Source organism: Ruegeria sp. BC8 (assembly GCF_056535705.1).
The window spans coordinates 2,527,601-2,540,052 of record NZ_JBQFIV010000001.1 but is presented as its reverse complement, the minus strand read 5'-3'; the positions used below and the strand labels follow the sequence as shown (position 1 = coordinate 2,540,052).

Annotated in this window: 12 protein-coding genes and 1 tRNA gene; 4 read left to right on the top strand and 9 right to left on the bottom strand. The window is 61.6% G+C overall.

What is annotated here, in order from left to right:
- Positions 1–28: 28 nt before the first annotated feature.
- The 4 genes from ACR3EK_RS12770 to rpmH form a co-directional block, all read right to left on the bottom strand.
- Positions 29–1,651, bottom strand: a complete 1,623-nt coding sequence (locus tag ACR3EK_RS12770; protein ID WP_480633568.1) for an acyl-CoA dehydrogenase family protein — start codon at positions 1,649–1,651, stop codon at positions 29–31.
- Positions 1,652–1,729: 78 nt separating this feature from the next.
- Entirely contained in the window at positions 1,730–1,969 is a 240-nt protein-coding gene (gene yidD / locus ACR3EK_RS12765) for a membrane protein insertion efficiency factor YidD (protein WP_170343482.1), read from the bottom strand.
- Positions 1,966–2,388, bottom strand: a complete 423-nt coding sequence (rnpA, locus tag ACR3EK_RS12760) for a ribonuclease P protein component (RefSeq protein ID WP_480633567.1) — start codon at positions 2,386–2,388, stop codon at positions 1,966–1,968. The genes yidD and rnpA overlap by 4 nt, the downstream gene beginning before the upstream one ends.
- Positions 2,389–2,414: 26 nt before the next feature.
- On the bottom strand, positions 2,415–2,549 hold the full coding sequence (gene rpmH, locus ACR3EK_RS12755; protein WP_005980833.1) for a 50S ribosomal protein L34: 135 nt from the start codon (positions 2,547–2,549) through the stop codon (positions 2,415–2,417).
- Between the two features lie 268 nt (positions 2,550–2,817).
- Between rpmH and ACR3EK_RS12750 the strand changes: the two genes are divergently transcribed.
- The 4 genes from ACR3EK_RS12750 to ACR3EK_RS12735 all read left to right on the top strand — a co-directional run bounded on the left by ACR3EK_RS12750 (position 2,818) and on the right by ACR3EK_RS12735 (position 6,540).
- Positions 2,818–3,576, top strand: coding sequence for a TVP38/TMEM64 family protein (locus tag ACR3EK_RS12750; RefSeq protein ID WP_480633566.1), 759 nt, complete (start codon positions 2,818–2,820; stop codon positions 3,574–3,576).
- 3 nt (positions 3,577–3,579) lie between these two features.
- Positions 3,580–4,998, top strand: coding sequence for a dihydrolipoyl dehydrogenase family protein (locus ACR3EK_RS12745; protein ID WP_480633565.1), 1,419 nt, complete (start codon positions 3,580–3,582; stop codon positions 4,996–4,998).
- Between the two features lie 18 nt (positions 4,999–5,016).
- Positions 5,017–6,399, top strand: a complete 1,383-nt coding sequence (locus tag ACR3EK_RS12740; protein WP_480633564.1) for a sensor histidine kinase — start codon at positions 5,017–5,019, stop codon at positions 6,397–6,399.
- 64 nt (positions 6,400–6,463) lie between these two features.
- Positions 6,464–6,540: transfer RNA gene (locus ACR3EK_RS12735), tRNA-Arg, on the top strand.
- A 111-nt stretch (positions 6,541–6,651) separates the two neighbouring features.
- Here the strand turns inward: ACR3EK_RS12735 and ACR3EK_RS12730 are convergent.
- The 5 genes from ACR3EK_RS12730 to ACR3EK_RS12710 form a co-directional block, all read right to left on the bottom strand.
- A complete protein-coding gene (locus ACR3EK_RS12730) occupies positions 6,652–7,029 on the bottom strand; it encodes a hypothetical protein (RefSeq protein WP_480633563.1) in 378 nt (125 codons plus the stop codon).
- 496 nt (positions 7,030–7,525) lie between these two features.
- A complete protein-coding gene (locus ACR3EK_RS12725; RefSeq protein ID WP_170366381.1) occupies positions 7,526–8,680 on the bottom strand; it encodes a Gfo/Idh/MocA family protein in 1,155 nt (384 codons plus the stop codon).
- On the bottom strand, positions 8,680–9,735 hold the full coding sequence (locus ACR3EK_RS12720) for a sugar phosphate isomerase/epimerase family protein (RefSeq protein WP_480633562.1): 1,056 nt from the start codon (positions 9,733–9,735) through the stop codon (positions 8,680–8,682). Before ACR3EK_RS12720 ends, ACR3EK_RS12725 begins: the two co-directional genes overlap by 1 nt.
- 26 nt (positions 9,736–9,761) lie before the next feature.
- Positions 9,762–10,820 carry a LacI family DNA-binding transcriptional regulator gene (locus tag ACR3EK_RS12715; protein ID WP_170366378.1) on the bottom strand — a complete coding sequence of 353 codons (1,059 nt, stop codon included), beginning with the start codon at positions 10,818–10,820 and terminating at the stop codon, positions 9,762–9,764.
- Between the two features lie 7 nt (positions 10,821–10,827).
- Positions 10,828–12,450, bottom strand: a complete 1,623-nt coding sequence (locus ACR3EK_RS12710) for a dihydroxyacetone kinase subunit DhaK (protein WP_480633561.1) — start codon at positions 12,448–12,450, stop codon at positions 10,828–10,830.
- Positions 12,451–12,452: the final 2 nt, after the last annotated feature.

The window sequence follows — 12,452 nt, the reverse complement described above, 5'->3', positions numbered from 1 at the left end:
GCAGATGCGCCCACCGGGCAAGGCCCGCCTAGCCGGACAGCCGGCCCAGCAGGACGTCGGTGTCCAGCCCCGAGACCGATCCGGGTATGCGCCCGCTTTCGCCCAGAACCCGCGTGGCAATATATCCATCGGCCACCGCACCGGGCGCATGGCGCAGCAGCAGCGCGGCGGTCAGCAGATGCGCGGTGGCCTCGGCGAACCAGCGGGCCTCGGCCTCGGGGGGCAGGGTGGACCAGCGGTCGCGATGCGCCTTCAGGGCGGCGTCATAACGGCGGTCGGCTCCGGTTGCCGCGTCCAGTTCGGCCTGCAAGGTCTGGGCGGCCAGCGGGTCGCGCGCAAGGCTGCGCAGAATGTCCAGGCAGATCACGTTGCCCGACCCCTCCCAAATGCCGTTCAGGGGCGCTTCGCGATAGATCATCGGCATCGGCGTGTCTTCGACATAGCCCATGCCTCCCAGCACCTCCATCGCCTCGACCGCCACGACCGGGCAGCGTTTGTTCGACACGAACTTGGCCAGCGCCACCCCGATCCGGGCAAAGGCGCGGTCTTCGGCGGTGTCCCCGTCAAAGGCGCGGGCCACGCGCAGGCCCAAGGTCAGCGCGCCTTCCCAGTCCAGCACCAGATCGGCCAGAACGGCGCGCATCAACGGCTGGTCAATCAGGCGGCGCTGAAAGGCGCTGCGGTGGCTGACCCAGTGATGCGCTTCGGACAGGGCTGCGCGCATCAGGCCGGCGGGGGCCATCGCGGTGTCGAGCCGGGTGTGATGAACCATCTCGATGATCGTGCGCACGCCGGCCCCCTCATCCCCCAGCTGATAGGCCAGCGCGTCATGGAACTCGACCTCGGACGAGGCATTGGCGCGGTTGCCCAGCTTGTCCTTGAGGCGCATCAGATGGATGGCGTTGCGCTCGCCTTCCAGCCATCGGGGCAGCAGAAAACAGGTCAGGCCGCCCGGCGCCTGCGCCAGCGTGAGGAACCCGTCGGACATCGGGGCCGAGCAGAACCATTTGTGGCCGCGCAGCCGCCAGGCATCGCCGTCGCGGGTGGCCGTGGTGGTATTGGCGCGCACGTCCGAGCCGCCCTGCTTTTCGGTCATCGCCATGCCCAAGGTCGCCGAGCGTTTTTCTCTGATCGGGCGGGGGGCTGGGTCATAAGTGTCGGCGGTCAGTTTCGGGCGCCAGATTTCGGCCAGTTCGGGGTTGGCGGCCAGCGCCGGCACGGCGGCATAGGTCATGGTCAGCGGGCAGCAATGGCCCGGCTCGACCTGGCTGGCCAGATAGACCATCGCGGCATGGGTCGCGTGACCGCCCGGCGCTCCGTCCCAGGCAAGCGCGGCATAGCCTGCCGATTGGCTCAGATCCATCATGTGATGATAGGCCGGGTGGAACCGCACCTCGTCCAGACGGCGGCCGCCCCGGTCGAAGAGGCAGAGTTCGGGCGGGTGCAGGTTGGCGTCGCGCCCGGCGTCGCGCGTTTCGGCCCGGCCCAGAGCGGCCCCGTAGGCGGCCAGCGGAGTCGCCCGTGCCCCGGCTCGCGTGGCGCAATCGCGCAGAACCGGGTCCGAGGTCCACAGGTCAACGTCGCCGCGCTCGGGCGGTTGGTTCGTCACTTCATGCGTGGGCAGAGATTGGCGGGCGTTGGATCTGAACATGGGCGCCTCGGACGGTTGTTGCTGACACCGATGTTCAGCGGCGCACCCCCCTGGGGTCAAGCGTGACGGGGTGTCAGATCAGGGCGCGTCGGGTTTGTCGTCGGGCACAGGGTCATAGCCGTCGCCGCCCCAGGGGTGGCAGCGCCCGATGCGGCGCGCGGCCAGCCATGCGCCCTTGATCGGGCCGTGCTTTTCCAGCGCTTCCAGCGCATAGGCCGAGCAGGTCGGCTGATAGCGACAGTTGAACCCCACCCACGGGCTGAAGATCAGCCGGTAGGCCCGAATGGGCAGCGCGAGGATATGGGCAAGCAGGGTCATTTGCGCGGGCTGTGGATCTTGCGCAGGGCCTGGCGCAGATCGTCCAGCAGGGCGTCAAAGGGGCGGGCGGCGGTCACCTCGGCCCGTCCGATCAGGACATAGTCCCACCCGTCCCGGCCGTGGTCCGGCAGAACGGCGCGGGCCGCCTCGCGCAGGCGGCGCTTGGCCCGGTTGCGGGCTACGGCATTGCCGACCTTTTTCGAGCAGGTGAAACCGACGCGAATGCCCTCGGCCTCATCCGGCGCGCGCTTGCGGGCCTGCACCATCATGGAAGGCGTGCCCTGTCGTCGGGCCCGTGCGGCCCTGAGGAAATCGCCGCGCTTGCGCAGCACCGACAGATCAGGCGCGCAAACGGACGCCGCCGGGGGCATATCCCCGGGCTGGTCAGTGCCATCCACAGGGGCCTCCGGCGGCGTCATGTTCAAAACCTGAAAGGTCGCGCGGTTTATGCGCTCAGCGACTTGCGGCCGCGGGCACGGCGTGCGTTCAGGATCTTGCGGCCGGCCTTGGTGGCCATGCGCGCGCGGAAACCGTGGCGGCGTTTGCGAACCAGGTTCGAAGGCTGATAGGTGCGTTTCATCGCTCCGTCTCCAATCTTTGGCGGTCGGGTGCGGCGCGGATTCGCCTGCCCGTGGTGTTCGAAGCCCGTCCTCTACTGGGAACCGGCGGGCAAGTCAAACCCCATCGCAGCGGTTTTCGTGCCTTTTGCAACAATTCTGTCGGGTGACTGGGCAAAAGTTTCAGAATCAGCCCGTGGACGGCGGATTTCTCACATTGAACCGGTGCGTGTTCAACCCGGCGTGAGGACCCTGTTGCACAGAAGTTCAAGCGCGCATCTTGTGGGGCAGATGAAGCATTCGAACCCGGACGACGAGATGACCGAAACCACCCAGGTGCCGCGCAGCGGGCTGGCGCGACACATTCCCTTACTTGTGATCCTGACGGTTGCCGTCGTCGGGTTCTTTGCGCTGGGCGACTACCTGACCTTTGAAACCCTGCGCGACAATCGCGAGGCGCTGTTGGCCTGGCGCGATGCCAACTACTGGTCGTTAGCGGGCGTTTTCATCCTGGTTTACGTCCTGATCGTCACCTTTTCACTGCCCGGTGCGGCCGTGGCTTCGATGACGGGCGGATTCCTGTTCGGCTTGTTCGCGGGCACCGTGTTCAACGTATCTGCCGCAACCGTGGGGGCCTCGGCGATCTTTCTGGCGGCCCGTTGGGGGCTGGGTGAGACGTTGACGGCGCGGCTGGAGGCGTCGGAAGGCACCGTCAAGCGAATCAAGGACGGGTTGCGCGAGAACGAGATCCCGGTGCTGTTCCTGATGCGGCTGGTGCCGGTGGTGCCGTTCTTTGTCGCCAATTTGGTGCCGGCGCTGGTGGGAGTGAAATTCCGTAACTTTCTGCTGACCACGGCGCTGGGCATCATTCCGGGCGGCATCGTCTATACTTGGATCGGCGTCGGCCTGGGCGGCGTGTTCGACCGGGGCGAGACGCCGGACCTGTCGCTACTGACTGAGCCTTTTGTGATCGGCCCGATCCTGGGGCTGTGCGCGCTGGCGGCTCTGCCGATTCTCCTCAAACTCATTCGCGGCCGAAGGGGCCTTTGATCCATGCAAGAACTTAAGACCGACATCCTGGTGATCGGGGCCGGGTCGGGTGGCCTGTCGGTGGCTGCCGGGGCCAGCCAGATGGGTGCCGACGTGATCCTGCTGGAAGGGCACAAGATGGGGGGCGACTGTCTGAATTATGGCTGCGTCCCGTCCAAGGCGCTGCTGGCCAGTGCCAAGCTGGCCCATGCGCAGAGCCATGCCGAGCCGTTCGGCGTTGCCGACCACGCGCCACAGGTGGACTATGCCGCCGCAAAGGACCATGTGCGGGACGTGATCGCTCAGATCGAGCCCATGGACAGCCAGGAACGGTTCGAAGGGTTCGGCGTGCGCGTCATTCGCGACTGGGGGACTTTTCTGTCGCCCACGCAGGTGCAGGCTGGCGATTTCGTCATCACCGCTCGCCGCGTGGTGCTGGCCACAGGCTCGTCCCCGCTGGTGCCGCCGATCCCGGGGCTGGACCAGGTGCCGTTTGAGACCAACGAGACCATCTTCGACCTGCGCGTCAAGCCCGACCACCTGCTGATCATTGGCGGGGGACCCATCGGCATGGAGATGGCGCAGGCGCATGTCCGGCTGGACTGCAAGGTGACGGTGATCGAAGGCGCGCGGGCGCTGGGCAAGGATGACCCCGAGGCGGCCGCAGTGGTATTGGAGGCTCTGCGCGCCGAAGGGGTCGAGATTCTGGAACACGCGATGGTGGCCCGGGTGCGCGGGAAGGCCGGAGCGGTCGAGGTCGTCACCGAGGATGGCGCGGTCCATGCGGGCTCGCACCTGCTGCTGGCGGTGGGGCGCAAGGCCAACACCGACCGCCTGAACCTGCAGGCTGCCGGGATCGACCGGACGCACACGGGCATCAATGTGGATGACAGCCTGCGCACCACCAACCGGCGGGTCTATGCGATTGGCGACGTCGCGGGCGGGATGCAGTTCACCCATGTGGCTGGATATCATGCCGGGGTCATCATCCGTTCGGCCCTGTTCGGGCTGCGGTCCAAGGCCAGGACGGCGCATATCCCCTGGGCAACCTATACCGACCCCGAACTGGCCCAGGTCGGCCTGACCGAGGCGCAGGCGCGCGACCGCCATGGCGACAAGGTCGAGATCGCCCGGTTCGACTATGCCCACAACGATCGCGCCGTTGCCGAACGCAAAACGACTGGGTTCATCAAGGTCATGGTCGTAAAGGGGCGTCCGGTGGGGGCCACAATCGTGGGGCATCAGGCCGGCGAACTGATCAACTTGTGGTCTCTGGCGCTGGCCAATAACCTGAAGATGAGCCAGATCGCGGCGATGGTGTCGCCCTATCCCACGATCGGAGAGCTTAACAAACGGGTGGCGGGCGCCTATTTCTCGCCAAGACTGTTTGAGAATCAGATGGTTGAACGGGTGGTCGGGCTGGTCCAACGCTGGATCCCCTGATCTGGAAAGGAGCGCCACTTGAACTCGCTGTCGGGTCGTTTCCTGATCTTGACGACGGTCTTCGTGATGTTGGCCGAGGTGCTGATCTTCGTGCCGTCGATCGCGCGCTTCCGCGAGGATTTCCTTCTGAACCGGCTGGAACGCGCCCAGATCGCCTCGTTGGCGCTGCTGGCCGACGACATGCTGGCCGACGAGCTTGAGGCCGAGCTTCTGGCCAATGCCGGGGTCTACAACGTGGTGCTGCGCCGGGACGAGGTTCGCCAACTGATGCTGTCTTCCCCTATCCCAGACCAGGTCGCCAAGACCTATGATCTGCGAGGCGCCGGGCCTTGGGTTCTCATTCGGGACGCGATGATCCGTTTCTTCACGCCCGAGAACCAGGTCATTCGCGTCATCGGGCAGCCTGTGCGGGATGCGGGTCTGCTTATCGAGGTTACCATGGACAGCGCGCCGCTGCGTATGGCGATGATCGATTATGGCCTGCGCATCCTCGGTCTGTCCTTTGTCATCTCGATCATCACCGCGTTTTTTCTGTTTCTCGCGGTGCGGGTGGTTCTGGTTCGCCCGATCAAAAGCGTGGTGGGCTACATGCAGCGCTACGCCCGGGCACCCGAGGATGCGCGCGGCATCATCTCTCCCCAATCCAAGGTGACCGAACTGCGCGAGGCTGAAGAAGCCCTGCAGATGCTGCAGACTGACTTGACCCAAGCCCTGAAACAGCGCGAGAGGCTGGCACAGCTGGGTGGCGCGGTGGCCAAGGTCAGCCACGATCTGCGCAACATCCTGACCTCGGCCCAGCTGTTCACTGACCGGATCGAAGCCAGCGACGACCCGCTGGTCCGACGGATGGCGCCCAAGCTGGTCAACTCGATCACCCGGGCGGTGTCCCTGTGTGAAAGTACGCTGGCCTTCGGGCGGGCCGAAGAGCCCGCGCCCACCCTGACCATGGTGCGGTTGCGCGATATCGCTGCCGACGTAGCGTCCAGCGAGGCTCTGGCCGTAGACGGCGGCTGTATCGAAATCGCCAACGACGTTCCCGAAGGCTTGGTCGTTCGGGCCGATCCGGAACAGATGTTCCGGGTCATCATGAACCTTGTGCGCAACGCACGCCAAGCACTTATGACATCCGGCCAACCGGGAAAAATCACGATCGCGGCCGGCGAAGATCAGGACGCATGGGTCATCGAGGTTCGGGATACCGGCCCCGGTTTGCCGCCACGAGCGCAGGAGAATCTGTTCACGCCGTTTCAGGGTGGTGTGCGCAAAGGTGGCTCGGGCCTGGGTCTGGCGATTTCGCAGGAACTGGTGCGCGGCCACGGGGGAGAATTGGTGCTGACCAGCACCGGCCCGGAGGGCACGGTCTTTGAAATAAGGCTCCCACGGGGGGAGATGGGTTTTTAAATTATTTTTGAAGAATCGGGTTGCACGTCCCGAACGCCGGGTCTAAATACCGCCTCACCAACGCGGACCGATAGCTCAGCTGGATAGAGTACTTGACTACGAATCAAGGGGTCGGGGGTTCGAATCCTCCTCGGTCCGCCACTGGTAACTCCCGAAAAACAGCGTTTTTGGCAGTTTGGCCCATGTGGTGAAACCGAGGTGTTTTGTCTCAAGACAACTTCGAGGCCACCGCGCTGGGTTTAATGGGGTGTTTCACCCCATTCCATATGGTCCGCCTTCCTGTAGTTCGCCGAATGCCGCCCAAACCTCGTGGCATGCGCGTTCGAACGCCACATCATCTTTTGGGATGCTGGCCTTGAAATTGGGGTAGGACATGTGGTTGCCCAAGTTCATCAGCACAGTCACGAGGTGGTTGCGCGGTATGAATGCCCGGTAACGGTAATCGCCGCCCGGTGTTTCGATCACCTGACCGTCCATGCCATAGTCGCGCAGCAATTCGGCGTCCTGTGCGTGGCGAAACCGCAGGCAGACGCGGGATCCCATGTGCGGCCCGCTGGTGTTGCCGTCCTCCTCCTTGGCAACGGCTGAGAAAAAGCCCGAACCCTCGGGCGTCGAGAATGCTACCCACATCTGCAGGTCCTCCTATTTTTGGGAAAGGGCGCGCGGTCTATCAGAAAAAATACGGGGTCGTCAAATCGAGGGGGCTTCCGCGCTGGGTTGCTTGGCCTGGAGGCGCAAACCGAGACCTCAAAATCCGGCAGTGGATACGTGGTGGTTGGAGGCTATTCGTACCCATCCAGTTTTGCCGTGATCGCCTCCTGTTGCGGCGATCTTTCTGAAAGCGGTGGCTGACATCATTGAGCTGCTGTGCTGAACAGACGCTCATACCGATGGTTCCTTTGTGGGCCGGTTCGGGCCATTTGTACTTGCCGGCCGCGTTGGTGGCTTCGTCCGCAGAGCGGCCATTGGTGGACGATGCGGCGAAGAGTTGCTTTGCCCGGCGGGCTATGATTTTGGCGGCCACAGAGTTTCAATACTGCGGCGAACTGGTGGTTGGACGAGCCGAGGGGCAGGGAAGGGTTGGCTGGCTCAGTATCCGGTGCCTACCCTATGCCCACAGCCAGACTTACTCCAACTTGACCCAAGCCGCGTTTCTGGACGAGCTTTGCACACAAGCGGCTACAAATTTGACGCCGTCTAGCCCGTCGTGCACGGTTGGGTAAACAACGGACGCCTCAGGTGAAATCCCATTTCGGAAAGCCTGGATCGCCTCAGCAGCCTCTCCGTAAATATTGGCGAACCCTTCAAGATATCCTTCGGGATGGCCCGGAGGAACTCTGCTCAAGCGATTGGCAGCGTCACCAGCTCCAGCGCCATTGCGGGTGATCAGACGCTTTGGTTCGTTGTAGGGCGTGAACCAGAGATAGTTCGGGTCTTCCTGAGCCCACTCCAGCCCACCTTTTTCGCCGTAGACCCGCAACCGAAGTGCGTTTTCGTTGCCGGGAGCCACCTGAGAGGACCACAGCATACCCCGTGCTCCGCCTTCGAAGCGAAGCAAGACATGTGCGTTGTCATCGACTTGGCGCCCCGGCACGAAAGCTTGCAGATCCGCCGCAAGGCTTTCCGCCCTCAGCCCGGTCACAAAACAAGCGAGGTTGTAGGCATGGGTTCCGATGTCACCGGTTGATCCGCCCGCGCCGGAGCGTTCGGGATCGGTTCGCCACTCCGCCTGTTTGAAATCCTGCTGCTCGGTCAGCCAGTCCTGCGGGTATTCAACCTGGACGACGCGGATTTTGCCAATATCGCCGTTGGCAACCATTTCACGCGCCTGCCGAACCATTGGGTAGCCCGTGTAGTTGTGGGTCAGTATGAACAGGGCATTCGCGCTTTCCGCCGCTTTGACCAGTTTTTTTGCATCGGCAAGGGTCGAGGTGAGTGGCTTGTCACAAATGACGTGAATCCCGCGTTTCAGGAATTCACGCGCGGCGGCATAGTGGACGTGATTTGGCGTGACGATTGAGACCGCCTCGATCCCGGATTTGAGCCGGGCTTCCCGGATCGCCATTTGTTTGAAGTCTTCATAGACCCGTTCGAGACCCAATGCCCGGCCGCTTTCAATGGATTTTTCGGGCGTCGAAGACAAAGCGCCGGCAACCAGTTCGAACCTGTCATCCAATCGCGCCGCTATGCGATGAACGCCGCCTATGAAGGCGTCATTTCCGCCGCCGACCATGCCAAGCCGAATGCGACCCGAGGCTTCTTCACTGCGTCCTGTAACCATTATTCGATCCCCAGCATTTTGCGGTTGGCGGCTTCGTCAGCACCACCGTCCGCGAAATCATCAAAGGCTTTCTCAGTCACACGGATGATGTGATCCGCCACGAACTGAGCGCCCTCACGCGCTCCATCCTCGGGGTGTTTGAGACAGCATTCCCATTCGACCACAGCCCAGCCATCAAAGTCGTTCGCCGCCATTTTTGAGAAGACCGCCCCGAAATCCACCTGGCCATCACCAAGCGACCGGAACCGGCCGGCACGATCCACCCAGCTTTGGTATCCTGAATAAACCCCTTGCCGCCCGGTCGGGTTGAACTCGGCATCTTTGACATGGAACATCCGGATCCGATCCTTGTAGATGTCGATATTGTCCAGATAGTCGAGGCATTGCAGTACGTAGTGCGAGGGGTCGTACAACATGCAGGCCCGTGGGTGATTGCCTGTCCGTTCGAGGAACATCTCGTAGGTCACGCCGTCGTGGAGGTCCTCTCCGGGGTGAATTTCGTAGCAGACATCGACGCCGCATTCCTCGGCGTGATCAAGGATTGGCCCCCAGCGGCGGGCGAGTTCATCAAATGCCGTCTCAATCAAGCCGGCAGGGCGCTGCGGCCAGGGATAGACGTAGGGCCACGCCAACGCGCCCGAGAATGTCGCATGCGCCGAAATGCCCAGGTTCTTCGAAGCGGACAATGCTTTTTTGACCTGGTCTACGGCCCATTCTTGCCGGGCTTTCGGGTTTCCTCTGACTCTCTCGGCGGCAAAGCCATCAAAGGCGCTGTCATAGGCCGGGTGAACGGCCACAAGTTGACCCTGAAGGTGCGTTGACAGTTCAGTGACTTCGACGCCATTTTCCCTGGCTTTGCCTTTGAAGTCATCGCAGTAACCGGTGCTGGACGCGGCCTGTTCAAGGTCGAACAACCGGCCATCCCAACTGGGAACCTGGACGCCCTTGTATCCACAGTCAGCCGCCCATTTGGTAATCGCGTCCCACGAATTGAACGGTGCTTCGTCCCCTGCGAATTGTGCAAGAAATAATGCTGGACCTTTGATCGTTTTCATAAGTTTCCTCCCCAAAACCTAAGCCGCTATGGCGGTAAATTTTCCCTCAGATAGATGTCGATACGGATACGTTCCTGCGCTTTGTTGAATGGGACTTTGTCTGAAGTCGCACGCAGAAGGCGGACGGCTGAACGAACAATGTGCCCGGTGTCTTGCGAGATCAGGGCGTCAAACGTGCCAAGCTTGAGAGCCTCTCGACTAAGCGGAGTCAACTCATGCGCTATGATCACCAGATCCTTGCTGAGCTTGTTTTCCGAAAGGAATTGAATAAGGCCGGCATTGCCAGCTGCTGACGAGTATATTCCGACCAGATCCGGGTAGGTTTCGAAGATCTCGGGCATCATCTTGTAAATCAGATCCGGGTCATCCCGGCCCTCAACAGACGCCACGACCTCGAGATGCGGAAACTCCTCGGCTACAACCAGATCAAAGCCCTGGCGACGCTCCAGGTGGTCACGTGCCAAACGAGAGCCAGTCAGAACCAAGACCTTGCCTTCCCGATGCACGAACCGTCCCATCAATTGACCGGCGGTTCGTCCTGCGGAAACGTTGTCAATTCCTACAAAGTGGTCTCGCTCGGAACTCGGCAGGTCAGACACCAAGGCAACCACCGGAACCCCTTTGTCCTTGAGCCGTCTCACCGCATCGCGAACAGAAGGCGTTTCGGGTCCGAAAACGGCAACTCCATCGACATCCAAACTGTCGACAGCATCCAGAATGTTGACGATATCCTGCGGTTCAAACGGAGCGACCCTTTTGATCGTAATGCGTGTCCGCTCGATAAACTGGTCACGAGATTGCTCTGCGATCTGGTTGCTGATCGCTTCCACAAATTCATTGTCGGTGTCCGGCAAAACAAAAAGGAAATTGTAAACCCGGTTTCGTGCGAGGTTGGCCGCGGCGGTGTCGCGCACATACCCCAGTTCATCAATTGCCTTTTGTACTTTCTGAACGGTTACTGCGCGCACGCCGGGGCGCCTGTTCAAGACCCGGTCCACAGTCGCAAGACTGACACCCGCAACCCGCGCGATGTCATTGACGGTTGGCTTCTTCACCAATTCTAGTTTTTGTTTTTGGTCTGCCACGTGTTCCTCAGCCCTCAAGCTCCCGCGCCAAGCCCTCGAACAACAAGGCAACGGCCTCAGCGCCGGGATCGTTATGTCCAACTAGGTTTTCTTCGGGAACATAGGCTGCTCGGCCCGCCTTCGCACGGCGAATTTTGGCTGTATTGTTTGCTCCTTCGCGGGCGGCATTTGCGGCATGGGTCAACCCCGATGGGAGAGCGGCAAGCGCCGGTGCCAAGGCGTCAATCATTGTTCTGTCGCCGACCTTGGCGCCTCCAACTTGGCTGACGCGTTTCAGGCCTTCTTCCAGGGATTTGGCTACGGTTGCCCCATTGGCACATGCGTCACCAGCTGCATTGAAGAAAATTGCTAGTATCACACCGGAGGAGCCACCCATGGTTTGGCTCAATTCATTGCCCAACGCCGGGAACAGCTGAGTCAAATCAGCGAGCGGCATGCGGTCAAGGCTGCCTTGCAGCGCTCTTGCGGCCGTCGCCAATGTGCTTCCTGTGTCGCCATCACCGGATTTCGCGTCCAGTTCGTTCAGATTCTTCTCAGCGTTGATGAGGAGTTCAGACAAGCGCGAGATCGTTTCCCTTGTGGTGGGATTGTTCGAAGGAATTGGATCGATCGGCGTCAGGCCGTCAGGCAATGGTGCCACTTTGATCGGGTCGATGGAATTGACCCCGGGCCACGCGGCCAGATCAACAGATGCTTCAAGAGCTGACAAATCGGCCTGATCCACGGGTAGAATGGAAACAGAAAACCCGTGCATATCTAGCGATGTCATCATGGGGGCCGGACCGATGATATGGTGGGCAATACCGGTTTCGGACAAGGCGTGCGTTAGGACAGCCATTTCCAGCGGAGTCGTGGAACCGAGGTTGTTGACCAACGCCACACATTCCCCGGCCCCAAGCCGTTGCCTCAGCTTCTCCACCACTGTGGACATGGCCGATACGGCATTTGAGAATTCGACTTGCTGCACACCCGGCTCGCCATGGATGCCCAAACCAAGTTCCGCCTTGCCGGGTGCGATCCTGTCTTCTTTCGGAGATCCCGGAACGGTACAGGTGTCCAGGCTCATACCAATGCTGACAACCTTTTCGATGGTGCTACTGGCTGCTTTGGCAACGGTGTCCAGGTCAGCACCGCTTTCCGCAAGCGCTCCGGCGATTTTGTGCACGAACAACGTGCCTGCCACGCCACGTGGTTGCGGCAGGTCGGGCAGGGCGATGTCGTCGTCGACGACCACCATTTCAACCTTGCGACCCAATGCACGGGCGCGTTCAGCGGCCAGCCCAAAGTTCAGCCGGTCACCGGTATAGTTCTTGACGATCAGCAAGCACCCTGCCTCACCCGTGACTGCAAGAATGCCTGCCAGAACCGCCTCGACCGACGGGGATGCAAACACTTCGCCGCAGACTGCGGCCGTCAGCATACCGGCGCCAACAAAGCCCGCATGGGCGGGTTCGTGACCTGACCCTCCACCGGACACCAACGCTACCTTCGACTTGTCCCAATCCGACCTGTAGACAACTTTGATATGCGGGTAGCCGTCCAGCCGGGTCAACCTCCCTCCAGAGGAGGCCAGAAGACCGTCTATGGCATCTGTTACCAGGGTTTCTTTTGTGTTGAGGAACTGGGCCATGC